The 24233-nt window shown below is 54.5% G+C and carries 21 protein-coding genes, 1 tRNA gene and 1 pseudogene; 8 read left to right on the forward strand and 15 right to left on the reverse strand.

Annotated elements, in window-relative coordinates; all coding sequences use genetic code 11:
* Window positions 1–152 precede the first annotated feature (152 nt).
* A tRNA-Lys gene (locus tag ACIQ2T_RS04140) sits at window positions 153–228 on the forward strand.
* A 401-nt stretch (window positions 229–629) separates the two neighbouring features.
* On the opposite strand, the gene ACIQ2T_RS04145 is transcribed toward ACIQ2T_RS04140, so the two are convergent.
* On the reverse strand, window positions 630–1901 hold the full coding sequence (locus ACIQ2T_RS04145) for a putative porin (RefSeq protein ID WP_397589710.1): 1272 nt from the start codon (window positions 1899–1901) through the stop codon (window positions 630–632).
* A 112-nt stretch (window positions 1902–2013) separates the two neighbouring features.
* On the opposite strand from ACIQ2T_RS04145, the gene ACIQ2T_RS04150 reads away from it, so the two are divergent.
* Window positions 2014–3105 (forward strand): PepSY-associated TM helix domain-containing protein, encoded by a 1092-nt coding sequence (locus ACIQ2T_RS04150; RefSeq protein ID WP_397589711.1) that lies wholly within the window; start codon window positions 2014–2016, stop codon window positions 3103–3105.
* A 7-nt stretch (window positions 3106–3112) separates the two neighbouring features.
* Here the strand turns inward: ACIQ2T_RS04150 and ACIQ2T_RS04155 are convergent, their stop codons facing one another.
* From ACIQ2T_RS04155 to ACIQ2T_RS04195, 9 genes are all read right to left on the reverse strand, one after another.
* Window positions 3113–4438: an aspartate aminotransferase family protein gene (locus tag ACIQ2T_RS04155; protein ID WP_397589712.1), complete on the reverse strand. Its 1326-nt coding sequence runs from the start codon at window positions 4436–4438 to the stop codon at window positions 3113–3115.
* A 7-nt stretch (window positions 4439–4445) separates the two neighbouring features.
* Window positions 4446–5120: a Fe2+-dependent dioxygenase gene (locus ACIQ2T_RS04160; protein WP_397589713.1), complete on the reverse strand. Its 675-nt coding sequence runs from the start codon at window positions 5118–5120 to the stop codon at window positions 4446–4448.
* A gap of 24 nt (window positions 5121–5144) precedes the next feature.
* Window positions 5145–5708 carry a hypothetical protein gene (locus ACIQ2T_RS04165; protein WP_397589714.1) on the reverse strand — a complete coding sequence of 188 codons (564 nt, stop codon included), beginning with the start codon at window positions 5706–5708 and terminating at the stop codon, window positions 5145–5147.
* 110 nt (window positions 5709–5818) lie between these two features.
* Window positions 5819–7918 (reverse strand): TonB-dependent siderophore receptor, encoded by a 2100-nt coding sequence (locus ACIQ2T_RS04170; protein WP_397589715.1) that lies wholly within the window; start codon window positions 7916–7918, stop codon window positions 5819–5821.
* Window positions 7919–7974: 56 nt separating this feature from the next.
* Window positions 7975–9555, reverse strand: coding sequence for an ATP-binding cassette domain-containing protein (locus tag ACIQ2T_RS04175; protein WP_397589716.1), 1581 nt, complete (start codon window positions 9553–9555; stop codon window positions 7975–7977).
* Window positions 9552–10364, reverse strand: coding sequence for an ABC transporter permease (locus tag ACIQ2T_RS04180; RefSeq protein WP_397589717.1), 813 nt, complete (start codon window positions 10362–10364; stop codon window positions 9552–9554). Before ACIQ2T_RS04180 ends, ACIQ2T_RS04175 begins: the two co-directional genes overlap by 4 nt.
* Window positions 10364–11308, reverse strand: a complete 945-nt coding sequence (locus ACIQ2T_RS04185; protein ID WP_397589718.1) for an ABC transporter permease — start codon at window positions 11306–11308, stop codon at window positions 10364–10366. The genes ACIQ2T_RS04180 and ACIQ2T_RS04185 overlap by 1 nt, the downstream gene beginning before the upstream one ends.
* A gap of 24 nt (window positions 11309–11332) precedes the next feature.
* Complete coding sequence (locus tag ACIQ2T_RS04190) at window positions 11333–12916, reverse strand: ABC transporter substrate-binding protein (RefSeq protein WP_397589719.1); 1584 nt, start codon at window positions 12914–12916, stop codon at window positions 11333–11335.
* 12 nt (window positions 12917–12928) lie between these two features.
* Window positions 12929–14026, reverse strand: a complete 1098-nt coding sequence (locus ACIQ2T_RS04195; protein WP_397589720.1) for a C45 family autoproteolytic acyltransferase/hydolase — start codon at window positions 14024–14026, stop codon at window positions 12929–12931.
* A gap of 114 nt (window positions 14027–14140) precedes the next feature.
* Here ACIQ2T_RS04195 and ACIQ2T_RS04200 point away from each other — a divergent pair, with 114 nt between their 5' ends.
* The 6 genes from ACIQ2T_RS04200 (at window position 14141) to ACIQ2T_RS04225 (ending at window position 20737) form a co-directional block, all read left to right on the forward strand.
* Window positions 14141–15475 (forward strand): NAD(P)/FAD-dependent oxidoreductase, encoded by a 1335-nt coding sequence (locus tag ACIQ2T_RS04200; RefSeq protein ID WP_397589721.1) that lies wholly within the window; start codon window positions 14141–14143, stop codon window positions 15473–15475.
* A 12-nt stretch (window positions 15476–15487) separates the two neighbouring features.
* Window positions 15488–16804: an aminotransferase class III-fold pyridoxal phosphate-dependent enzyme gene (locus ACIQ2T_RS04205; protein ID WP_397589722.1), complete on the forward strand. Its 1317-nt coding sequence runs from the start codon at window positions 15488–15490 to the stop codon at window positions 16802–16804.
* Complete coding sequence (locus ACIQ2T_RS04210; protein WP_397589723.1) at window positions 16801–18255, forward strand: NAD-dependent succinate-semialdehyde dehydrogenase; 1455 nt, start codon at window positions 16801–16803, stop codon at window positions 18253–18255. The genes ACIQ2T_RS04205 and ACIQ2T_RS04210 overlap by 4 nt, the downstream gene beginning before the upstream one ends.
* A gap of 25 nt (window positions 18256–18280) precedes the next feature.
* Entirely contained in the window at window positions 18281–19192 is a 912-nt protein-coding gene (locus ACIQ2T_RS04215) for a GntR family transcriptional regulator (RefSeq protein ID WP_397589724.1), read from the forward strand.
* A 26-nt stretch (window positions 19193–19218) separates the two neighbouring features.
* Window positions 19219–20418: a carbohydrate porin gene (locus ACIQ2T_RS04220; protein ID WP_397589725.1), complete on the forward strand. Its 1200-nt coding sequence runs from the start codon at window positions 19219–19221 to the stop codon at window positions 20416–20418.
* Window positions 20419–20500: 82 nt separating this feature from the next.
* On the forward strand, window positions 20501–20737 hold the full coding sequence (locus tag ACIQ2T_RS04225; protein WP_397589726.1) for a metal-sensitive transcriptional regulator: 237 nt from the start codon (window positions 20501–20503) through the stop codon (window positions 20735–20737).
* Window positions 20738–21598: 861 nt separating this feature from the next.
* Here ACIQ2T_RS04225 and ACIQ2T_RS04230 read toward each other — a convergent pair.
* The 5 genes and pseudogenes from ACIQ2T_RS04230 to ACIQ2T_RS04250 form a co-directional block, all read right to left on the reverse strand.
* On the reverse strand, window positions 21599–21967 hold the full coding sequence (locus tag ACIQ2T_RS04230; RefSeq protein ID WP_397589727.1) for a hypothetical protein: 369 nt from the start codon (window positions 21965–21967) through the stop codon (window positions 21599–21601).
* Window positions 21968–21974: 7 nt separating this feature from the next.
* Window positions 21975–22532: a hypothetical protein gene (locus tag ACIQ2T_RS04235; RefSeq protein WP_397589728.1), complete on the reverse strand. Its 558-nt coding sequence runs from the start codon at window positions 22530–22532 to the stop codon at window positions 21975–21977.
* A 946-nt stretch (window positions 22533–23478) separates the two neighbouring features.
* Window positions 23479–23781, reverse strand: coding sequence for a hypothetical protein (locus tag ACIQ2T_RS04240; protein WP_397589729.1), 303 nt, complete (start codon window positions 23779–23781; stop codon window positions 23479–23481).
* On the reverse strand, window positions 23774–24082 hold the full coding sequence (locus ACIQ2T_RS04245) for a hypothetical protein (RefSeq protein ID WP_397589730.1): 309 nt from the start codon (window positions 24080–24082) through the stop codon (window positions 23774–23776). The genes ACIQ2T_RS04240 and ACIQ2T_RS04245 overlap by 8 nt, the downstream gene beginning before the upstream one ends.
* A gap of 42 nt (window positions 24083–24124) precedes the next feature.
* A pseudogene (locus ACIQ2T_RS04250) lies at window positions 24125–24233 on the reverse strand (IS5/IS1182 family transposase); the annotation flags it as partial.

A 24233-nucleotide genomic window follows, 5' to 3' on the forward strand; every position in this document is an offset into this window, starting at 1 on the left:
TATGCGTGGGCATCATCATGTCCATCGAACGCCATCCTGGCTCAAAGCATGGTCAATTCCAATAAATCCCGCAGGCGTGCTTGACAAAGGCCGCGAATAGCATCAAAGGCGGCGCTCCAAACGGGACTGCGCATATGGCCATCCCGAAATGGGGACGCTTAGCTCAGTTGGTAGAGCAGCTGACTCTTAATCAGCGGGTCGTGGGTTCGAACCCCTCAGCGTCTACCATTTATTTCAATGGTTTAGCTCAACTTCATGCGGACAGCCGACAATCTAGGTCGGACTTTTGACGGACATAACCCGTTATCGGTCTGTGGGAGTGCTACCAACACCTACCCCCACCCCCTTCAAAAACCTAGCCAAACGAGACCCCACCGGGGTGGCACCCCCCTATTCTGAGTTATGGGACCCACAGTTCCTTCTTACATATTATTTTGCTCGGTTGATTGCGCGAAATAGATGTCGATCAGCATGACGTGCCATATGTGTCTTGTTGTGGGCCGGGAGCTGACTGTCCGGTTCTGTACGTGGCTCGATGCATAGCGGCCGGTTAGCTTCCTTTTCTTTGGTTTTGAATTTTGGAGCACGGGCCCGTCACGGCATTGGGCGTGGCGACAGATTGTCCGAGATCAAAAGTTGACTGTGAGATTCAGCCGGATCCTGTCCAACCAGTCAGTGGCGGCATTTGTTCCGGCATAATCAGCATCGAGCGGCCGATAATGAACGAAAGTCGTATCCAGCATCAGGTATTTAGCCAGCGCAAATGTCACGCCCAGCGAGTGCAACTGGTAATTGGTCGAAATCGCCAGATTGTCATGGCTAAACGCTGCGAACACTGCATCGACGCCGACTTCGCTATACGCATATGAAACACGCCAATCACCCGGCCTTGTGGCGCGCCCGGCGGCCAGTTCAACGTAGACGCCGCTATCTGCTGATACCGCAGCGCCGAGGTTCCGCACATATTCGCCAGACAAAATGATCGGCCAGCGGTCCCCGAGCCCTGTGTAGGCAAGCGTCGCGATACCATCGACAAGACGAAAGTCAGACAGATAGCTTCCACTGGACACTAGGTTGCTGCGGAAATCCCCAGAATCGGCTGTAGCTATACTGTTGAGGCTGTAGTCGTAATAGCCGCCCGAGAGGCCAAAGCGCCAAGCCGCTGCCAACGGCACTGAAGCGCTTAATTGCCCACCCAGCATAGCGCTGCCCCGCCCGCCCAATGATTCCTCAATGATTACATAAGCCGCACGGGCCTCGACCGAGGTCCCACCGATGAATTTTGAGGTATACGTGACCCCGACGCCCTGCGGAACGAAATCACCGTCCCAGACCATGTCCGTGCGCTGAAAGATCAGCGCGAACTTGCCCCCGTGCAACGTAAGGCCACCCATTTGGTAACGCAACCAGACCTGGTCTAGCGAGACATTAAAATCATCGACAAAGTTTCCGAGCGTAACATCCGTACTGTTGGGATCGCCGGGGTCGCCAGTTGAAAGCTGCGCCCCGATGGTCAAGCCGGGAATGAGGCTATATGTCGCCCGCAAACGGGCGCGCAAGGCGTTGCGCGATCTATCGACCGCATCGGTGTCCGAAAAGTTGAACTCCTGCCTCAATCGAATGTCGCCGCCAGCGGTAAGGCCCTCAACAAAACGGGGCTTGGATTCGGCCAACGTAGAAACCATATTTTTGGCGGATGGCATTGCTGAAGACGAAGTAGCTTTTGGCGCTGGCTCACTTAGCGTAACGGCCGTCATCGGCGTCTGCAGCAACATGAACTCAAGGCGCCCAATCCTTTTTGCCTGTTCCGCGAGCTGCCGTTCGAGTTCTAATACGCGATCCTCCTTGTTAATCGGCGCAACGAGGACTGTGGTGGCGGTGGTGTCAGCCGCGATGAACATGCAATCTCCTTTTCCGGAGCCCCGGGATAGTCGCCCACGCATTAAGCGCTTGCACAACAGCATAATTGTATTTTAAGAGTCAAGTATACAATTTAACTAAGTGGAGATTGAGGTGAAATTTCGCTTGATCCGTTGGCATCGTTATCTCAGCCTCGCGGTGCTTGCCGTTTGGATGCTTCAAGCAGCCAGTGGTGTTATTCTGACATTCCACCGGGGTGTGGAGGATCGCATCATGGGTGTGTCGGGTAAAGAATCCGACCCAGAGGCAATTGATCGTGTTTTCGCCCACATCAAACGAGACTATGGCAAGCCGACTGAGATGTTCGCGGGCGGCGATGGTCCTGCGCGCTTCGACGTACTACTCGAAGAGAACGAAGGACGCCAGATACGTGTGTGGATTGACGCCGCCGACGGTCGTATTCTTGGTAGCGACCTATGGAGTGGACCCTTCGCCGAGCAGCGCTGGCTCCACCTGATTTTTGAGTTCCACAACTCCTTCCTGAACGGGAAAACCGGTAAGAAGATCGCAAGCGTTTCGGGTGTGTTACTCGTTACTAACCTGCTGCTTGCCTTGTGGATGGTGTGGCCCCGGCACGGCAAATGGCGGGAGAATCTGATCCCAAGGCAGGGACTCAAGGGTACATCCGCGATATTCGTTTGGCATCGAGCGATCGGCCTCTGGTTCCTACCCATCGGCGTAGTCCTAATACTAGCGGGATCGATCATGATCTGGCGTGGGGAACTTGAAGGGGCTCTGGAAATCGGTCCGTTACCGCCAGCAGTGTCGGAGATTTCAACTGCGAGTAATCCACCGCTACCACCGTCAACCGCGATCGCGGCAGCGACGGCGCGATACCCTGACGGCAAGCTTGCGGTCCTCGTGCTGCCGAGCGAAGCCAAGCCATGGTTTCTAATTCGCCTAACTCGTCCCGGGGAGCTGCGCCGCACGCTTGGCACAACGACCGTATATGTCGACGCACTGACCGGTGAAATCCAAAGCGCGTGGAGTCCAGTTGACGCGCCCAAGCTCGCTTATATCATTGACTCGCTTTATGCTGTCCACACCGGTGAATGGGGCGGATTCCCCAGCCGGCTACTTGTACTTGCCACCGGCGTTTGGATTATTACCATGATCATACTTGGCGTGGCGTTGTGGTTGGACCGTCAGCGGAAGCAACGTACGCGGCGGGATTCGACGCAATAGGCGACACTCAGGCGGCGGCGTCAACTGCAGCTCGAAGGCGTTGGGCAATTTCTTCGATTTGTATCTTTGAAATGATCAAGGGCGGCGATAGCGCCAGAATGTCGCCGGTTGCTCGAACAAGCATTCCATTTTCAAACGCGTTGACGAATACGTCATAGCCGCGTTCCCCGGACGCCCCGTTCCGCGGCGCAAATTCGATGGCTGCGGTCAACCCGATCGTTCGCACATCGATGACATGTGGTGCATCGGCGAGCGCATCGAACAAGGTGGTGGACCAGAAGTTTGTGAATTCAGTGCCGAGGTTTAGCAGCCCTTCTCGGGCATAAATGTCAAGTGTCGCAAGGCCGGCTGCGCAGGCCACTGGATGCCCCGAATAGGTATAGCCGTGGAAAAGTTCGATCGCTGCCTCCGGCCCCTGCATTAATGCATTGTGGATTTGATCGGACGTAGCAACCGCCCCTAACGGCACGGCACCGTTTGTAATACCTTTCGCCATCGTCATTAAATCGGGCGTCACGCCGAAATAACTGGCACCGAAAGGTTTGCCGAGACGCCCAAAGCCAGTGATGACCTCGTCAAATATGAGCAAGATGCCGTGGCGCGTAGCTATGTCACGGAGCCGCTCCAGATAGCCGACTGGCGGCGGCAGCACTCCAGTCGAACCTGCGACCGGTTCAACGATCACTGCCGCAATCGTCTCGGCGCCGTGCAACTGGACCAGCCGCTCTAAATCGTCGGCAAATTCGGCACCATGCTGAGGCTGACCCGCCGTGAAAGCATTTCGGTCGGGAAGATGGGTATGACGCAAGTGGTCGACACCAGGGAGCAAGGCACCGAAAGCACGGCGGTTATTGAGGAGGCCCCCGACCGAGATCCCACCAAAACCAACGCCATGATAGCCACGTTCGCGCCCAATGAACCGGGTACGCGTTCCTTGACCAATAGCTCGTTGGTAGGCGAGTGCTATTTTTAGCGCGGAGTCAACGGCCTCAGATCCGGATCCGGCGAAGAAAATATGGTCAAGCCCCTGTGGCAATAGGTTTGCAAGGACCGTAGCAAATTCGAAAGCGATTGGATGCCCCATCTGGAACGAGGGCGCATAATCGAGTTCGCGAAGTTGTGCAGCGACCGCATCGGCGATTTCAGCTCGACCGTGGCCAGCGTTGACGCACCATAGGCCGGCGGTGGCATCGAGAACTTCCCTGCCATCGATACTCCGATAGTGCATGTTCGAAGCTCCAACAAGCATACGCGGAGCCGATTTGAACTGACGGTTCGCAGTAAAGGGCATCCAATAGGACCCAAGCTCTGGACGATTGGCAATGCTCGCCATGGTCTTTTCAAATCTCTACAAACTGGCGCAAAAGGTTCGAATGAACCTTAGCTAAAAGACCGAGGGCCTCGCCTTTCGTCTCGCCGTCTGCGGCGGTAATTAGACGCCGTGCCATTGTAAGGTCAAATATCATCTCGCGGACCCGTGGATCGCGAACGAGACTCTGCACCCAGCCGACCGCGACCAAGCGTACGCCGCGTTCGACTGGCATTACTTGATGGAGTGTGCTTGCACGGTATAAAATGACCGATCCAGCGGCGAGTTTGATCTCGTGCCCTCCCTCGGCATCCTCAATTACCAAAATACCGCCGTCATAATCTTCCGGTTCGTTAAGGAAGACCGTAAATGACAGGTCGGTCCGTACCGCCGGCGAGCCCATCAACGCGTTATCGATGTGCTGGCCATAGCCCATTCCCGGGCCAGATCGGCTGACAAGTAAGGAGGTAGTTACCCGCGGCAGGCTGGCCGCGGCGAAAAAATCGTTCCTATCGAGCGCGCCGGCCACGATCCGTTCAATCTCTGCCCTCGCATCGTCGTCACATGCGAGTTGTTCATTATGTTTAGCTGCCGCCGCCGCAGCCCCTGCAGTTGTGCGCCCGTCGACAAAGATGCCCTTGTCTGCGAGCGCACGCACCGTTGCCAATTCATCGGCGGTCAGAACGTCAGCAATACAAAAGATCATAGTACGTTCCGTAATTGAACGGCATCATCGCAGTCGGGGAAGAAAAGCGGCCAGCTCTTTCCCTGGAACTAAATCCTTACCACCGCCATAAACTTTTTTGCCGTCAGCGATAACAACAAATTTGGTAATGAATGCAAAATAATAGCAAACGTTACCGTCGGCGGCCTTACCACTGTACGCAGGCATACAAATCGAATTATTCCGGACAGTATACGGACCAACGATTGGGTTCACTGTAGCAATCCAGCAGTCGCCATCAGACACTTCGTAATTGTCGCCAAGCTTAGTGGGACACTGGTCCTTGCTCGGGGACTTCGACCAGTCGCGCTTCCATCCTTCAACATTGCCATCCTTGCCGAAATAGATAGCGACGGCCTGGTCCTTGCGGAAGGTGTTGCCGACAAGTGCGGCTTTAATTTGGGAATCAGTTAGTGCTGGTACAACAAATTCAGGTCCAGACTTCGAAAAGCCAATGCCGCCTTCGCCGCCAGAGCCCTCCATAATTTTTTCAAGTGCCTTGCCGAACGGGACATCCCGTTCACCAGTAGCTCCATAAAATTTGTCGGCACTATCGCCCGGCCGGGCCACCTTCGCCGGCCTCGCCTTCGCTTGCGTAAGCTCCCGATGTTAACGATAGGGCCAAGCCCGCTGCTACCCATATCTTTCTTTTGATCATCTTAAGTATCCTCCTGTCTAAATCAAAGCGATGTTTCCAGTGACAAGCGTACCGACGCAGGGAGTCCCGGCGCGATTAGGCTGCTACTTGCAGTTCCCCAGTAACGCTTGTTCGTAATGTTGTCGGCATAAAGGCGGAATGTTGTATCGCGACCGATAAGCGCTGAAGTTGTGTAACTCATCCCCAAGTCAAACGTGGTGTAACTTGGAACTGAGAAAGTGTTTACTGCATTTCCGAAACGCTTGCCAACGTGGAACATTCCTGCCGAAACGGCAAGGCCTTCAGCAAAAGGCACCTTGTATTCGGCAAAAAGCGAGCCGCTGAACTTGGGCGCGTTCTCCACATTTTTGCCAACAACTGTTGTCGCGCCGCTTACTTGCTTTGCCTTCAACCATAGCGCCGTTGCATAGATGGACAAATCATCAGTGACATTGCCTGTAAAGCTTGCCTCAAGTCCCTTATGCTGCGCTAACCCATCAAGGACGAAGACATTTGCTGGATTGGTGTATGACGAAGCGCGGTCGATCTGGAAATAAGCTAGCGTCAGCAGTAACCGCGGCTGAAGTTGAAATTTGATACCGGCTTCATATTGTTTGCTGGCCGCGGCCGGCAGCGATTGTCCAGCATTCGCCGTTGTAGATGGCGCGATACGCGCATTTTCGAGACCCTCAATATAGGTCGCATAAATGCTTGCCCTGTCGATGGGCTTAACAAGAAGGCCGGCCGAGTATGAAGTCGGGTTAGTTTCGTATTGCGTTCGCGTCTCAACGTTAGTGACCGAAAAGGCGTGCGTTGTTTCGTCGTAGTTAGTCTTCCGAACGCCAACGGTTAACTGAACTGCATCATTAAATGAAATTCGGTCGAACGCATAATAGCCCAGGTCGACAATCTTCGATAGGCTTGAAACTGCGGGCGCCGGCAACAGTGTTTCAGGTACTACAACTGGATTGAAATAGTTGTTATCGTATCTTGCAACTTGAAGGCGCGGATTGACCGCGTCTCGTTGGTTGCGCGTCACCCCCACGATCAATTCGTGTAGCAAAGGCCCTGTCTCGAATGTCCCGGCGATTTCGCCACGAAGAAATCGGTTTTCATAATCATTGTCGTTTGCAAGTTCGACCGAAAGCGTCCCCGCGCCAGTTGTTGCATTAGTGATTCGGAAGTCCGAGAAGCGGCGATCACGCGTTAAATTTGAAACGCCAGCGTTGAGGGTGATCGCCCAGGCCGGTGAAATTTTATATTCGGCGCGGGTCAGAAGATTATATTCTCGGCCAGTCGACCGCTGCCAGTTCGAACCAATGTTTTTCCGATGCGACTGAAGCTCAGGCAAAATAAGCGTCCCACCCGTTGCGATCGGTCGCAACGTCGTGGGCTCTACAATATCCTTGTAGATGTACTCTGCATCGGCCTGCAGTGTCAGCCCCGGTGCCAGTTCCCAGTCGAAGGCACCCGAAGCAAGAAAACGGTGCCCATCGGTGCGGTCGATGCCATTGTCTAAATGGGCCGCTAAAACATTAAGCCGTAGTCCAAAATTGCCAACCTGGCGCCCAAAATCAAGATGCGCACCAGCCTGACCAAAGTGGTTACCAAATATGCGGATGCTACTGACTGGGTCAGCCGACGCCCGTTTCATGACCAGATTAACAATACCCGAGGGCGTAGAAAAGCCATAGTAAAGCGCTGACGCGCCCTTCAACACTTCGACGCGAACCTTGTTCTCCAACGGTAGGTCGACAAGATTGACAATCGGCAGACTACCGTTGAGTCGCCAGTTACCGCGGCTTTCCACTGGTATGCCACGGATGGAAAGATTGCTGTAGACCGCTGCATTAATCGCTGCCGTCGTCACACCGGGCGTGTTTCGAAGAGCGTCGAGTGCAGAGGTCGCGAGTTGTGCGTTCAAAACCTCTTCCGGAATGACGCTGATGGTCAACGGCGTGTCGATCTGTAGTCCGTTGCGAAAAGTACCTGCTTGTACGGTATCGTTCCGTTTACCTGTAACGACGATATCCTCGAGTTCCGGGCCATCCTCGTCCTCGGGCTGCTGTGCAACCGCAATTCCTGGTGACAACATAAACGCGCAAAAAGCGGTTGACAGAGATGCTCGACTAAAAGTGTTCATAGTTCCCCTCCTACTAACTCAAGTGTACTAATGATTATAATAGAACAATATTGTACTTATGTTGTCAAGGGTTGAATTTCTTTTAGGTCGTGAAGATGGGGGGTCGCAGCGATAAGCTCCCGAGTATATGCATTTTTTGGAAAATTTAGGACCTCCGCAGCTCGCCCTTCTTCGACGATGCGTCCGCTCTCCATCACAATCAGTCGGTCTGCAATGCGTTCGATGACGCCAAGATCATGGGTGATGAACAGGCAAGCAAAACCCTGTTCGCGCTGCAAGCGTTCGAAGAGATCGAGCACCTGTGCCTGTACGGTCATGTCAAGCGCTGAGGTCGGCTCGTCCACAACGACAAGTGCCGGTTCGCCAATCAGGGCGCGGGCGATCGCGATGCGTTGACGCTGACCACCCGACAGCTGATGCGGAAAACGCATTTCCATTCCGCCGAGCCCAACGCTCTCCAACATCGCAGCCACACGTTTGCTAATGACGCCTTGATTTACGCCGCGAATCGCGAGTGTCTCACCAATAAGCGCCCCAACACGTAGCCGGGGATCAAGCGATGTAAACGGGTCCTGAAATACCATCTGCACTGCACCACCGGCTTGTGCGCCATGAGGCAGATCGAAGATAATACTTCCCCTAGCGGCGCCCTGAAGACCCGCGAACACTCGGCCTAGCGTTGTTTTGCCGCTCCCCGATCCACCTACAACGCCAATGACCTCACCCTCGGCAATATCGAGGGACACTGCGTTCAGTGCATTGCGAACCGCACCACGGCCAAATCGTCGGCGCTCACGAAAGCTTACGGTGACCTCTTTTGCAGCCGCTATCAATCTTCCAACAGGCACTACGCGTTCTTCGAAAGGACGACGCGGTACGGCAGCAACCAACGCGCGCGTATATTCGGCGCTTGGTTTACGGAGAATGTCTTCCGTAGTGCCAACCTCGACCAGTTCACCCTCCCGCATAACCGCAATACGATCAGCATAGCGCGCCGCAAGGCCGAGATTGTGCGTGATGAGCAGCACCGAGCAGCCGAATTCCCGGCCAAGCTCAACAATAAGGTCGAGTACCTCGCGCTGCGCCAACGTATCGAGCGCAGTCGTTGGTTCGTCGGCAATGATCAGCTCGGGTCGCAACAAAAGGGTCGCGGCAAGCATGATCCGTTGCCGCATCCCGCCGGAAAATTCATGCGGAAAACTTCTGAGTAACGCCCTGGCATTGGGTATGCGAACCCGCTCAAGCATCTCAACCGCGCGGTCTCGCGCTTCGCCCGCGCGCGTGCCACGATGCCATTGCAATCCCTCGATCAGTTGATCTCCAATCGAAATCGCAGGATTAAGCGAGGTCAGCGGCTCTTGTAGAACCAAGCCGACCCGGTTGCCGCGTACGCCGCGAAGCGCCTCCTCGTTCATCGTGTGAAGCGCATCGCCGCTCAGAAGGATATCTCCCTGACTACGCTCTACCCCATCTGGCAATAGGCCCAACACCGAGCGCGCGAGCATTGTCTTGCCGCTACCCGATTCACCGACAACAGCTAGGATCTCCGCTCGACCAACGTCGATCGAAACCGATCGGACGAGCGGAGTGCCCTTACTGTCGCGGATCATAAGGTGGCGTATCGATAGCACGCTCATCGGGCCGTCCTCGGGTCCAAGCGATCGCGAAGCGCGTCGCCCAAAAGGTTTGTGGCAATTAGTGCGAGCGTAATGCTCAATCCCGGAGCAATGGCTAGGTGACTGGCATCAGCAAGATGCGGGCGCGCTGCAGACAGCATATTACCCCATGTCGGGGTTGGCGGTGAGACGCCAACCCCGAGAAAGCTGAGTGCACTTTCCGACAAAATTACCCAACCGAACAAGCTGGTCATCATAACGATAATCGGTGCCATCATGTTTGGAAGGACGTGCCGCCACAAAATGCGCGCGTGTCCTGCGCCGGCGACTCGCGCGGCCGCGACATAATCAAGTTCGCGGATCGACAAAGCCGAGCCGCGAACAACGCGGACAACAATTGGGATATAGGCAAGTGTAAGCGCGCCTATGATCCCCCATCGGCTCGCGCCCAGCACAGCAACCAGCGCCAAAGCGAGTAAGATTCCAGGAAATGCTAAGAGTGCCTCCGCTACTGCCATTACAATTCGGTCGGTCCAGCCACGGAAATAGCCCGCAATCATACCCGCTAACGTCCCAACGATGGTCGCTAGCGCGACGACCGTAAACGCGATCCCCCCACTAATCCCTGCACCGTGCGCGATGCGGGCAAGTACATCACGTCCGAACTCGTCAGTGCCAAGCCAATGCGCTGTCGAAGGTCCCTGCAAGCGAGCGGTGATATCGACAGCGAGCGGGTCGGGCGTAAGCGGAGATAGCCCAACAAGAACCACGGCCATCATAAGGATGCCTGCACCGCCACCGATGATGTTATTGAGGCGAGACTGGCGCATTATGCGTTTACTATCTTCGGGTCGAATAGTGGATAGATCAGGTCAACTGATAAGTTGACGAGGATGTAAATACCGGCAGTAAAAAGCAGGCATCCTTGTATAACAGGATAGTCCCGCGCAAGCACCGCATCGACCATAAGCCGCCCAAGCCCAGGCAGAGTGAAGACTGTTTCGATCACTGCAATCCCGCCGAGCAAATTGGCGAGTAGTAATCCGGTCAGGGTCAAAGTCGGAGCGAAGGCGTTGGGAAAAACATGGCGACCAAGCACCCGATCATTGTCCAGTCCCTTAGCACGCGCGTGCAGCACATAGTCGAGCCCAAGCACTTCGATCGCCGAAGCGCGCATCATGCGGGTCAGCACGCCGAGTTCAGCGAGCGCGAGGACGATTACCGGCAGAACCATGTAGCTTAATGCCGCGACTGGATCTTCGGAGAATGGCACAAAGCCGATGACCGGTGCCCAGCCGAGCTTTAGTCCGAAAAAGAGCATGAACATCAGGCCAAGCCAAAAAGCAGGAATAGACAGTAGAATCGTTGCTGTGGTGACAATCATTATATCTATCGTCCGACCTCGGTTAAGGGCGGCATACAAACCGCCAATCACAGCGATAATCAATGCAAGTGCTACTGCTGCCACGACGATGGGGGCACTCACTGCAAACCGGTCGAGGACCAAGTTGGTCACCGGCTGGCCACTAAGCAGTGACGTGCCGAGGTCCCCATTGGCCACGTCTCCGGCCCAACGCAAGAACTGAGCAGGCATTGGTTCGTCAAGGCCCATTTGGGCACGTTTTGCATCAATTTCGGCCGGGGAAGCGGACTCGCCGAGCAACACTTGAGCGGGATCGCCCGGTGCTAATCGAACCATCCCGAACACAGCGATTGCAACTAAAAGCAGCGTTGGAATTGCCAGTCCCAGCCGTCTGATCAGATATCCCGTCACGTTCCTTCTACCCCATCTGATAAGTTACGGCTTCTTGCTTACGCCCCACAGTCGCTGCTGCAAGGCAGGCCAGGTCTTGACGCCCGATATGCCCGACCTCCAAGCGATAACATGGGGTGGATTATATGTGACAACCAGCGGCGTTAGCTCACGCATCCGCGCATTCAACTTGTCGAATGCCATTTGCCGCGATTCATCATCAGTTGCTGCAGCTGATTGCGCAAGGAGCGCTTGGGACATCGGATCATCCCATACCTTGCGCGGCTCGTCGGCTTTGCGGCCGATTACCGTCGCGCAGTTAAATGTCGGGTCAAGCCTCGCTGAATAGGCAAATGTCATTGCCTGATAATCTCCGTCAGCATAACGGTCGAACTGCGTTGCCCAGTCGAAGGTTTCGATTTCGAAGTTGATCCCTGCCTCTTTTGCCATCGCTTGGATCAGCACCGCAGCGTCGAACATCTGCGGATAACGCTTGTTCGTTGCAAGCTTGATAGTTTGGCCACGATATCCGCTTGCGGCAGCCAAAGACTTCGCCAACGCGATGTCACGGCGGATTAGATCACGATGTCCGCCCTTATAGTAGGGGCTCGACACGGGGACCATTGAGCTGTTTGCGGTTGCCGTGCCGTTTGTCGTGTTACGCGCCAGTGCTTGGACGTCAATCGAAAGCGCGATTGCTCGGCGCATCTGTGGGTTAGCAAGCACTGGATCTTTGGTCTGCAGCAACAGCGCATAGACATCCATCAAAGGCTGCGATACGACTGTGACACCGGACGTCTTCTTCAACGGTGTCACGTCCGATGGAGCAACCCCATCAAGCAGGTCGATCTCGCCGCTCTGCAAAGCTGTACGCGCAGCGGTGCTATCGGGAATAATTTCAAAGCGCACCTTATCTACTAGCGGCGTCTTGTTACCGACATTGCCCGTCGCTGGTGAGTTCAGAGCGCTGTAGCTGTCGAACTCGACCAACTCGATGTATCGGTCTGCCTGCCAGCTATTAAATTTAAACGGCCCGGTGCCAATCGGCGCGCGCCATTTACCTGCTTCGTCGAGCGAAGCAGGATGGATCACCGCTGTTCCATGGCAATCGACCTTTGCGAGAATTTTGAGGAAAAGTGGGGCGGGCTTCGCAAGTGTAACCACTACCGTATCTGTACCCTGTGCCTTGAATGCCGATATGGGTGCAAGCCCATCCGCGCTAAGGTCTGACTTGCAGCGCCATTCACTTTCTTCCGAAAGATACCGCTCAAATGACCAGATTACTTCAGCCGAGGTCAGAGGCGCACCATTGTGAAAGGAGACACCTTTGCGTAACTTGAATTGATATTCACGTCCGTCGGATGAAACCTTGATCGATTCTGCGAGCAGAGGCGCAACTGATCCGTCATCGCGTAGTCCAACAAGTCCCTCGCCGATCTGCATAATCACGGTGTCAGTGTTCTCGTCACGTGATCCGCCGGGTTCGGTCCCCAATATGTCGCTGTTAAGGCGGGTTATTAGCGTTACAGGACCCACGCTTGACGCCTTTTCCTTCGAGTTCGACCAGAATGCCAACGCAATGGCGATGGCCACAACGAGGATCGATCCAATCAGTATAATGCGTCGCATCAGGGTGTTCCTTTAAGCAAGATGATAGACTGTGAAGTGAGGATTTTCGGCAGGCAACATAGCTACCTCCATCCGACCTTTGCCCGGCTCCATTATTAGCGAAGCCACGGTCGCGCTCAGGTCCGTGAAGGATGACGGGCGCGCCGGTCTGCAAATCGACCAAGGCGATCCGTAATTGTCCAGCAGGACAGCGCGGATATCTTCGATAGTAATAGCGCCCGACTTGCTGCGCAGCAGCGCTTCGGCACGATGCTGACGCTGAAAACTGCATGGAAAGGCAACGCCACCGTCCGTTTTCAGTTTGATCTGCGCCGCAAGGCTGAGCCAGTGATTGGCGTGTACGAGTAGGCCATCCGTCGCGCAGAACTCAAATGCCTCATCTGGCGCGCATTCAAAATCGAGCACCATACCGCCGGCATCACTAAGCACAACGTTGTTTGACGCCGATTTCGGCGTACTCACCACCGCCTGCACAGCTGTCGCCATATGCCACTGGTCAAGCACGCGGCGTCGCAGCAGCGCCAGCGGAACGCCGAGCTTTTTGTAGTCTCGATCACATTCTAGATAATTGGCCGCAACTGCTAACCCAGCTTCGTTAATGCCAAAACGTGCAAGCGCGCCCGCTTCAGTGAAGGTTAGATAATCAGGGCCGTCATTGCGACGAACGCGCAGCATCACCGACGCGTCTGCCGCCTCCATTTTCCAATCCCAATTATGCGCATGAATAGTAGATCCGTCCGCTGTCGCCGACGCGGCCGCAACAATGGCAGTGCAACCATCGGGTGTTGGATCGACAAACTCCTTGGAAGACGCAGCGGCGAGCTTTAGCAACTCGGTACGTGCATTGATCAGCATTATATCAGCGAATGCGACGCCTGCCCCGTCGGCGATAGCACGCATTTCCAAAACATATCCGGCGTCGAACTCCTCGACGATTGGTAGAAAGTCTTCGACGAGCCGTTCAAGACCGGCATTGTCAACACCGAAACTGAGCAACTGCCTGCGATAATGGTCAATTGCGCGCGCAATGATCGGCATCGCCTTACGCCCATAATCATGAGCACGAGCTTCCACGTTTCCTGCGATATCGATAAGCGCCAGCGTTTCCATACACCCCCTGTCCTGTGTTTAGTATGAGGTAACAGCTAAAATGTATTTTACAACGGAAAAAAACAAAGTAAGGCATGTGCCGGCGGAACTGCAGAACCTAAAGGTATTATCATTATGGGAAATAGGACGGACAGACCGAGCGGGACATCACCCCTACTCTCTTCGTTGTGGGCCGATTCGGCTCCCCCAGCACCGCTTTACCCGACGCTCGGTGAAACAGCCGACGCGGATGTTGTTATTATTGGTGCCGGCTTCACTGGCCTTTCTACGGCGCTTGCCCTCGCGGAACGTGGCAGGACCGCCATTGTTCTTGAGGCAGGCCAGCCCGGTTCGGGCGCATCGGGGGTTAGCGGTGGCCAAGTTATACCAGGCCTACGCCACTTTGATTACGACTTGATGGCCGCATACGGCCCAGAAATCGGACGCCGTGCGCATAAATTCGGTGGTGACTCGGCGGACCGTACGTTTGCTATTATCGCCCGACACAACATCGAATGTGGCGCTGCACAGACAGGTAAAATCCAAGCTGCCGATTCAGCTGCCGGCCTGACTGAGGCCCATCGTCGCTTCACCGCTTGGCATGCGGCTGGCGCTCCTGTTGAAATGATCGACCGGAAGTCGCTGGCCGATAGATTAGGAACGGATGCCTATCTCGGAGGGATGATTGATGGCCGCGGCGGTACGGTCCAACCGCTGGCCTTAACCCGCGGCCTCGCTGCTGCCGCCACGAGCGCGGGCGCACGGATTTTTGGAAACAGTGCCGCTTTGCGGATTATTCGTGAGGGAAATGACTGGCGCGTTGAAACGCGCACTGGCGCCGCGCGTGCACGCCAGTTACTGCTCGCAACGAACGCTGCTACGGGTAGCCTTTGGCCCGGCCTCGACCGCTGCTTTATGCCTGTATGGTCCTATCAAATCGCGACAGTTCCGATTGGTGACCGACTGTCCGCACCTGCGCTGCGTGACGGCAGCGCTGTAGCAGACACACGCCGCGTCCTCCGCTATTTTCGGTCCGACGCCAATGGCCGCTTAATTGTAGGTGGAAAAGGAGTTAGCCGCGCGCCACGCCATATCGCCGATTTTGAATTTCAACGGCAGGTTTTACAACGACTTTACCCGGCGCTTGCCGATACTCCGCTCAGTCACGCTTGGGGTGGACAAGTTGCAATCACCATCGACAGGCTTCCCCGCATCTTTGCGCTTGGTGACGGAGCCTATGCGCATCTTGGTTGCAATGGAAAGGGAGTGGCTTGGTGTACGGCTATTGGAGAAGCATTTGCTGAGGCCTTCGTAGAAGACCGGCCAGCCGCCCTACCAATTCCAGTCACCTCGGTGTCGCCAATACCATTCCATCAATTTCGCAAGCTTTATGTGGCGCTTGGCGGTGCTTGGCTGCGCATGCGTGACACACTCGACACGACGGGCAGCACCAGCGTCCGCAAGGAATAGGAATTTAATGAAATGACAATGAAAGCCGACGAAATGAGCACCTATTGGATGCCGTTCACTGCTAACCGCAGCTTCGGCAAAGCACCGCGTTTATTCACGGCCGCAGATGGTATGTTTTACTCAACAGATTCGGGACACCGAGTCCTTGATAGCATTGCGGGTCTGTGGTGCGTCAATGCTGGTCACGGCAGACGTCCCATTATCGATGCCATCAAAGAATCAGCCGAACGCCTCGATTTCGCCTCATCGTTTCAGGTGAGTCACCCGGCTGCATTCGAACTGTCCCAAATGATCGTCGCTCGCTCGCCAATGCCTGACGGCAATGTCTTTCTTAGCAATTCTGGGTCGGAGGCGGTGGACACCGCACTAAAAATCGCACGCGGCTATTTCGCCATGAAAGGCGAAGCTGGACGAAAGCGTCTCATTGGCCGCGCACGCGGATATCACGGGATGGGGTGGGGCGGCTTATCCGTCGGCGGGATTGGCCGCCACCGTCGGGATTTCGAACCGCTTATCGGCCAAGTCGATCACATACGCCATCCTTATGATCCTGCCGTTTCAAGATTCTCTCGTGGACAGCCCGAGAAGGGAGTCGACTATGCCGACGATCTCACAGACCTGCTAACACTGCACGACCCTGCGACCGTTGCAGCGGTAATCGTCGAGCCTGTCGCTGGGAGTGCTGGGGTCTTTCCGCCCCCTGTTGGCTACCTAGAAAAACTTCGCGCAGTGTGCGACCAGCACGGGATTTTGCTAATCTTCGATGAGGTGATCACCGGTTTCGGAAGAATCGGCGCGCGTTTCGCTGCCAACCGTTTTGGTGTACAGCCCGACATTATTACCTGCGCTAAGGGCTTGTCGAACGGAGCCGTTCCAATCGGAGCGACGATCGTCAGCAAAGCAATTCATGACGCCTATATGGAGAATTCCCGCGAGGAGATCGAACTTGCGCACGGCTATACCTATTCGGGACACCCTTTAGCTTGCGCGGCGGCCATAGCGACGATCCGCCTGTTCGACGAAGAAGGGCTTTGGACACGCGTAACTGCGCTAGAGGGTGCGTTTGAAAGCGCAATGCATGGATTAAAAGAACAGAAGCTTGTTACTGACGTGCGCAATATCGGCTTACTGGCAGGCATCGACCTAGCGCCGGTTGCCGGCCAACGAGGCGCACGCGCTAAGCGCATTGCTGATCTCTGCTTTGATCGAGGTGTGTTGGTGCGCAGTTCTGGCGACACGCTTGTAATCTCTCCGCCGCTAATCATCGAAGTCGGTCAGATCGATCTCATTGCAACGACTATTGCGGGCGCGCTGGATGATTGTACATGAGGACCGCATATCCAAGGCTATCACTGCGCATCGGCGGCGAGGCAATTTACGAGAGCAACGATTTTATCGACGTGGTCAACCCCGCAACGGGTGAAGTGATCGCCGCAATGCCAATGGCGGGCGCAGCTCACATCGACGCCGCGCTTACCAGCGCCAACGTTAGCTTTGCCGGATGGTCAGCAACGCCGCCCTATCAGCGGGCAGCTATCCTGCGCGGCACCGCAACGCTACTTCGCGAGCGCAAGATGGCTATCGCGGGCGTAATGACAACCGAACAGGGCAAGCCACATGCGCAAGCCAGCGCGGAGCTCGCCGCAGCCGCCGACCTTTTCGACTGGTTCGCCGAGGAGGCGCGCCGCATTTTCACGCGGACCATACCTGGACGGACCGTCGACATAGACTACCACGTCAATCGCATTGCAATCGGTCCGGTCGCAGCCTTCACACCGTGGAACTTCCCAGCAACGTCACCGGCACGAAAAATCGCGGCAGCGCTGGCCGCCGGGTGCACAATGGTGTTGAAGCCCGCCGAGGAAACACCGGCGACCGCTCTTGCCATCGCCGACGCGCTCAACGATGCGGGTCTACCACCCGGAGTGCTGAACATCCTGTTCGGTAATCCTGCCTTCGTGGCCGAACGACTGGTCACGTCGCCGATGATCCGCAAGGTGTCATTGACAGGTTCGACTCGGGTCGGACGACTGATCGGCGCTCTCGCCGGTCAGCATTTAAAGCCTGTTACGCTCGAACTAGGCGGTCATGCGCCGGTCATCGTGGCTGGAGACGCTGATCTTGACCGCGCAGTTGAGCTTGCCGGGGGCGCAAAGTTCCGCAACAGCGGCCAAGTGTGTATTGCGCCGACGCGCTTTTTAGTCGACAGATCGGTCGCAGATGCCTTTGCTGATCGACTGCGCATTTTTGTTTCGCAGCTGACAATTGGCGCAGGCAGCGATGCGAGCACGACATTGGGACCACTGGCAAACGAACGCCGTCGGAAAGCACTGGAGGCTCTTCTTGCCGATGCGGCCCAGCGCGGTGCGAGCATCTGGCGCCCGGACACGCCGATCCCCAATCGCGGTTTCTTCATGTCACCCGCGATAGTTGAGGACGCCCCAACGGATGCTGACATTCTGAATGATGAACCCTTTGGCCCGGTTGCCATCCTTAACCGATTCGACACACTTGATGCCGCGGTCGCGGAAGCTAACCGACTACCTTACGGCCTCGCCGCTTATGGCTTTGCGACCGCACCGGACACTCTTGATCGCCTTGGCAGGACGCTCCGTGCTGGAATGATTGGCCTTAATTCCTGCAATATTACTATTGCGGAAACGCCATTTGGTGGGGTGGGCGACAGTGGCTTTGGGCGCGAGGGCGGCAGTGAGGGGCTTGACACGTACTTGGTAAGCCGTTTGATCAGCATGTGCCAACCAGCCCGACTTGGCGTATAGTAAATTAGGACATAGTTTGATACCGATGAGCAATAACACTTCTTCTTACGAAAACGCTTCCCAAAACCGCCTGCGTCGAAACCTTGCTGCAGAGATCATTGCGCTGATGCGCAAACGCGGCTGCGCGCCGGGCTATCATATTGTGGAGAACGAAATCTGCCAGCATTTCGGCGTGTCGCGCACACCGGTTCGCGCAGCGATGGGTCTGCTCGCACAATCGGGGGTGGTTGAACATCGGGCGAACCGGGGCTTCGTCTTGGCCGCACTACCCGAGCGGAATCTATCAGAAGTGTCCGAAACTGACGAAGCGGAAGCAGACAATGCGCTGTTCGTTGACATCGCGCAGGCACATCTTGCAGGGAGCCTGCCACGCGAATGCACGCAACAAGAGCTCGTCCGACTATTTGACGTCCGGCTTCCCGTCGTCGTTCGCGTCCTGCGACAGCTCAGCGATCTTGGGCTTGTCGAACGCAAGCGCGGCAATGGCTGGAGCTTCCTCGTTTCAATCGATTCCACCCAAACCGAGCGGGAGAGCTATCGTTTCCGATCAGTCATCGAGCCGGCGCTGCTGCGCGAACCTGGCTTCGCGCTGCCGCCCAGCTGGATTGAAAACATGCGCGCTGAGCATGGGGCGTTTGCGAAGCTAACGTGGCGGGAGACGCTCGCAGTCGAATTCTACGAAATGAACGCGCGCTTCCACATCGGCCTCGCCAAGTCCTCCGGCAATCACTATTTTTTCCAAGCAATGGAGCAGCAGAACAGGCTTCGCCGCTTCCTAAACTATGGCTGGGTATTTGGGATTGAACGCGTCCATCAATCGATTCACGAGCATATGGCAATTCTCGACGCTCTGGCGTTAGGCGACAACAACCGCGCCGCGCTGTTGATGGAGTTGCACCTCGACGAAGCACGCGAAGCACCGCCGAAATCGAAATGACGGAATCTCAGAAAGGCCTCTAACGAATGAGCCTCCTTACACTTCTCGTGATAGCCGGTGCAGGGATCCACACGCCTGCTCATTTGCCGCCAAGCGGGGACCAGCCGCACAGTCATACCCATGCTCCCGGAGAAATCGACGAAGATCATGGCCCTCTGCTATTGCAGCTGACCTATACAGGCGAAGTAATTGGTAATGCTTCAGGTGGGTCGCGCCACGGCACGCGCTATCTCGACAATATCGATGTCGTATTCGAAGCCGACATGGAAAGTCTTGTTGGCTGGAAGGGCGCTCAGGTCCATGTCTATGGTCTTTATAATAACGGAAAGTCGATCAGTGACTTAGTCGGTGACACGCAAGCGGTGAGCAACATCGAAACCGGTGCGCGCGCCTTACGGCTCTATGAAGCTTGGGTGAGCCAGAAATTTGGAGAGAGCGTTTCGATAAAGGCAGGGCTCTATGACCTCAATTCGGAGTTTGACGCACTTGACGCAGCTGGGCTATTTGTGAGCAGCGCGAACGGCATCGGTACCGACTTCGCCCAGAGCGGCCGTAATGGGCCATCTATTTTTCCTTCGACTTCGCTCGCCGTGAGGTTCCAAATCGAACCCGAAGAAGGATGGGCAGTTCGCGCTGCGGTGCTGGACGGCGTACCGGGCGATCCCGACAATCCGAGCCATACTGCGATCAAGCTTGGCGAGGGTGATGGCACATTAATGGCGGGCGAGGCCCAGTTGCCGCTTCTTGGCGGCAAAATACTGCTCGGCCACTGGCGCTATACCGCTAAATTTGACCGAAACGGTGGCGCAGGTACTACCACGGGTAACAGAGGTTCCTATATTCGTGGTGAATTCCCGCTCGCACGTCGAGACGGCAAAAATGTCGATGCGTTCTTTCGCCTCGGTGTAGCGCGCGGGCTATTCAATATGTTCGACACCTTCGCTGGCGCTGGCGTGAAGTTTGGCGGCTGGGTCCCCGGACGCGACGCGGACGAGTTCGGTATCGCCATCCAAGCCGCCTTTGCATCCGACAGTTTTCGAGCTGCCGAGAGCGCTTCCGCCGCCGAAGTAGCGATAGAGACCTCCTACCGAACCCAACTTACGCCATGGCTCTCGATCCAACCCAACGTACATTATGTCCGACGGCCCTCCGCCAATGCCTCTTTAGCCGACGCGTTTATCATCGGCCTTCGTGCCGAAGTGGCCATTAGCGCTCTCCGCTTTTAACGTCTTTGCTAAATGAAGCCGTATGTTCGGATGAGTGACAAACGTCCACTTTCATAACCCGTATAAAGCACAGTGAAAAAATTTGCGGATCGAGGGTCAGGTTGGGGAAATCTCTCAGATGGTTGTCGATGACCGCTATTGCATCGATATTCTGCATCAAGTGCAAGCGGTGAAGTCCGCGATAGCTAAGGTGGAGATTACAATCCTTGGAGATCATGCATCATGCTGCGTTGCTGGTGCAATTGCGCATGGCAATGTGACCGAGCAGCGTGAGAAGTTTAATGAGCTTATCGATCTGTTTGACAAGATTAAGCGCTGAATAAGGTAATCACGTTAGAAGTTGGCATAGCACTCTGAGGGGTTAATCCAACGCCGAGGGATGATAGCACCGGCCGCCAGTGGCATTGATGGTCGTTAGGCGTTACGTCAACACTGGGCTTCAATTTTGCAATGGCCATCAATCTGATGGGAGGTCCGCTTATGGGCAAGCCAGTCGGACTTTATAATGTCTGACATTGGGCGCAAAGCTGCCGCTCCGCATTTGTCTGGAAACCTGAACACAAAGCCTTCTGAGCAAATTGCGGTGAAAATGTTCGGATCGTGTTCGGATTTTTTAAGAGCTTTATAAGCTACTGATTTATAGTGTAAATTTTATAGAGCCGAATCTTGCCAAGGTTGGGGTCGAGGGTTCGAATCCCTTCGCCCGCTCCAGTTTTCCTAGGGTTTCAGCGAAACCCTAAAACCTCCCATGAAACTTCCATGAAAAACGGTATGTTTTATGCGACGAGTTATTCCGTCGCATAACCCAAACTACGATCTGTTTTCGGAAAACTCAACCTTGGAATCTGATGAGCGCCTACATTCATAAACATCACCGAACGACAGCCAATAGTTAGCCATGACCCTACATATTAGGGTGGGGCGCCACACTAAAAATCGTATAAATATCAATAAGACGATCCGAGACGGATCAATGACCGGCAGTTCGCAAACTGCCGGTATGTAAGGTAGTTGTATGTTTGGATGAGCATCTGGGCATTACAGCCAGAACGTGGACCTATTTAAAGATAGACCCAGCAAGGGATCAATGTTTGATACTGCAAGTCTGCTCGTCAGACCGACGCGCTGTTTCTGATTGCCGCCAACTCTGAAAGCGACTGATTAACCGTCCGTGTAAGGACTATTCGCCACCTAAGTATGCGGCTCTTTTCGTGTAGCCTTCGATCCCACATACTCTTGCTTTTTGTAGCTCTGCCTTTGCCGCTGCTACATCGACATGCGGACCAGACAGAGTGACAAACATGTTTTCTGTTAAACCTTGGTATCGATATGTGTGGTCACTGATTGAAGCTATCCCACACTGCTCGAGCTGTACCATTTTAGCAGTTGCCATCTCAACGGCCTTCACGTTGCTTTCGGGGCCTGAGGCATAGATGTTGAAAATATGGCTATAGCTCGTTGGCTGGGCATATGCGCTTATCTGGGGCATCATAAGGGCGGCAGGCGCCAGTCCGGCAAATACCAAAAGATTGGTTTTCGTGTTCATCATGCGACCTTCACACGCGACGCCGTGAAATGAAAAACGTCAGCACAAACGAGACTATCAACATGACTATTAAAGTCCCCATGACATCGCCGATGAAAATCGTGATCAGAAGGTCCAGTGGCTGCAGCGGGTGACCTGAAAGAATGAAGTAAGCGTTCAAAAGCAGGGCGTTTGATGCCGCGCACAGCGCTCCTAACGCCACAAAATGAACCGCCTTCAAGTCAGCTAAATCTGGCTTCACCGTAAACAGCCTCTTGAACACACCGATACCAGCGAGCGGAGCTAAGCCCGACATTACAGCCAATGAGATAATGTCTATTATGCCATCGTTTACTCTGTCTTGGACGACAAAATAGCTGGCCATAATAATCGCTAAAACACCTGCCGCCCGAAAAACGAGAGGGTAGATTATGCGTAACGCTGCTGGCAGAAATATGAGGTGAGCATTAGGACTTAGGGCTAATTTCTGAAAAACAAACCCATTTGCTGAAGCCACGCCATACCATACCAGCGCTAAGCCGATTACAAGTAGGACCCTTACCAACACATCCTTTAACGCAGCCGTCATACAGTTCGCGGAGTTTGCCCAAGAGCTGAGATGCCTTCACTAATGCTCGCCATGTAATCTCGTGCGAGCTGCGTAGGTTCCACGAATTTGACGCGCTTATCTTTGCTGTCAGTGCGCAAACGAACTAGACCCTTGTCTCGCAGAGCTATTATTCTCCGATAAGCTGTAGGCTGCGAACCGAAGCGTGCATTACTCATCACTTCGCTTACCATAATATCGTCACGCTCGTGCCATTGCACAATGAGTGCATCCAGCAGCAGACCCTCTTCTCCATTCAAGGTGTCAAACGGTGCCAGCTGCCTAATTGCATTGAGCATATTTAACAGTCGCACGTAGGAGGGCTGTGGTGTTCTAGTCATGTTGTCTCTACTTTTCATGTCGGATGGAGCACAATCAACATAGTTTTAATTTTGAAAGCATCTGCTTGCGTTGGATTTATTCACTCGTTAACTATCAACTTTGAAAGTTATTAAATCTTTTTGATGCCGTGTCAAAGCAACATTTTTGGCTGCTGCACAAGGGGGCATGTCTGTGAGATCAGGCAAGGCAGTTGAGGTCTAGATATGATTCACAAAGCCATAAGGCGCATCTTTTTTTGTAGCTTCAACGCGCACGTCCGAAGCCGCAAACATGCGAAGGTGGGCGGGAGTTATCTCGTTTCGCAATGCAAGTATTGCGGAATAGCTATGGCCAAGCGCGCCTTTGGAAAATGGGAAGTCGATGATACGTAATTACGAGATTCAAGCGGGTGACATTGCTTGAATGACCCACAGAGCATGTTGTAATTATTGCTCTTAACTTAACCCAGCTGTCTAACGATGGCTGGGTTTTTTGCCATCATAATTGCGATACAATTCCGAAAGCCTGACAAGGCGCCTTCATGTTTTATCTGGCGACACAATAGCTCTTATTAGAGCACTGATGGCACCTGCATGTTGTGACAATATTACGTTGCGGGCTTCTGCGATAGAGAGGGCAATTCCGAAAAATGAATATCCCCATGGTGTGAAACCTCCTTCGTATTTAGTGCCAAGCGGAACTCAGCCTCTGACACATCGGTTTCAACTCTGAAGATCCTCTCTGGAGAAAACTGCACAAGAGTTGCTTCTTCGCGACGCTGACCAAGAGCCGACGTCATCGCGCTGCCAAGCTTGAAGGCCATTGTGCCATCTGGCCACTCTTCAACGACGATGAGGACCGGCCGTTTTTCCCTTCTCTTTTCAAACTTGAGATCGGGCTTTTCACTCATTCTTGCCGTTTCCTTCCGGAGCGGCATTCCAGACCAGCAAGGCAATTGTTCTCAACTCGCTTGCATTTAAGCAGTCCTCTTCGTTGATCCAGCTATAATGCTCGAGTTCATTATTCTCCTTTTCCCAACGCCAAAAGTCAGCGAGCAGATGGATCATAGCTTGGTTACGTGATGCTTGCTTTTGTGGTGCATGACCAATGGCGCACCATGTCCAACCGTCATTGTCATCGTAGGCGTGAACCCATAGCATCCAGTGGGATCGGCCTCTGCTGAGGTAGTAGCCGTCTACCCGTCCATTCATTGGGCCCCACGCCCATTCAACTTGTCCTAGGGTCAGGACTCATTAACTAAGCCAAAAGATGACTGTAGCTGCGATTGCGATGGCAGACAAGAAGGTGTGGGCGCATCGGTCATAACGGGTGTGGATGCGTCGCCAGTCTTTGAGTTTCCCA

The sequence above is a fragment of the Sphingorhabdus sp. genome, from assembly GCF_044357595.1.
GTDB lineage: Bacteria > Pseudomonadota > Alphaproteobacteria > Sphingomonadales > Sphingomonadaceae > Sphingorhabdus_B.

What these genes read in the sequence shown, in the direction of transcription:
- ACIQ2T_RS04145 (WP_397589710.1), bottom strand. Translation starts at nt 1,901, where the DNA reads ATGTTCATCGCGGCTGACACCACCGCCACCACAGTCCTCGTTGCGCCG.
- ACIQ2T_RS04155 (WP_397589712.1), bottom strand. Translation starts at nt 4,438, where the DNA reads ATGGCGAGCATTGCCAATCGTCCAGAGCTTGGGTCCTATTGGATGCCC.
- ACIQ2T_RS04160 (WP_397589713.1), bottom strand. Translation starts at nt 5,120, where the DNA reads ATGATCTTTTGTATTGCTGACGTTCTGACCGCCGATGAATTGGCAACG.
- ACIQ2T_RS04170 (WP_397589715.1), bottom strand. Translation starts at nt 7,918, where the DNA reads ATGAACACTTTTAGTCGAGCATCTCTGTCAACCGCTTTTTGCGCGTTT.
- ACIQ2T_RS04175 (WP_397589716.1), bottom strand. Translation starts at nt 9,555, where the DNA reads ATGAGCGTGCTATCGATACGCCACCTTATGATCCGCGACAGTAAGGGC.
- ACIQ2T_RS04180 (WP_397589717.1), bottom strand. Translation starts at nt 10,364, where the DNA reads ATGCGCCAGTCTCGCCTCAATAACATCATCGGTGGCGGTGCAGGCATC.
- ACIQ2T_RS04190 (WP_397589719.1), bottom strand. Translation starts at nt 12,916, where the DNA reads ATGCGACGCATTATACTGATTGGATCGATCCTCGTTGTGGCCATCGCC.
- ACIQ2T_RS04195 (WP_397589720.1), bottom strand. Translation starts at nt 14,026, where the DNA reads ATGGAAACGCTGGCGCTTATCGATATCGCAGGAAACGTGGAAGCTCGT.
- ACIQ2T_RS04200 (WP_397589721.1), top strand. Translation starts at nt 14,141, where the DNA reads ATGGGAAATAGGACGGACAGACCGAGCGGGACATCACCCCTACTCTCT.
- ACIQ2T_RS04205 (WP_397589722.1), top strand. Translation starts at nt 15,488, where the DNA reads ATGACAATGAAAGCCGACGAAATGAGCACCTATTGGATGCCGTTCACT.
- ACIQ2T_RS04210 (WP_397589723.1), top strand. Translation starts at nt 16,801, where the DNA reads ATGAGGACCGCATATCCAAGGCTATCACTGCGCATCGGCGGCGAGGCA.
- ACIQ2T_RS04215 (WP_397589724.1), top strand. Translation starts at nt 18,281, where the DNA reads ATGAGCAATAACACTTCTTCTTACGAAAACGCTTCCCAAAACCGCCTG.
- ACIQ2T_RS04220 (WP_397589725.1), top strand. Translation starts at nt 19,219, where the DNA reads ATGAGCCTCCTTACACTTCTCGTGATAGCCGGTGCAGGGATCCACACG.
- ACIQ2T_RS04230 (WP_397589727.1), bottom strand. Translation starts at nt 21,967, where the DNA reads ATGATGAACACGAAAACCAATCTTTTGGTATTTGCCGGACTGGCGCCT.
- ACIQ2T_RS04235 (WP_397589728.1), bottom strand. Translation starts at nt 22,532, where the DNA reads ATGACGGCTGCGTTAAAGGATGTGTTGGTAAGGGTCCTACTTGTAATC.
- ACIQ2T_RS04240 (WP_397589729.1), bottom strand. Translation starts at nt 23,781, where the DNA reads ATGAGTGAAAAGCCCGATCTCAAGTTTGAAAAGAGAAGGGAAAAACGG.
- ACIQ2T_RS04245 (WP_397589730.1), bottom strand. Translation starts at nt 24,082, where the DNA reads ATGAATGGACGGGTAGACGGCTACTACCTCAGCAGAGGCCGATCCCAC.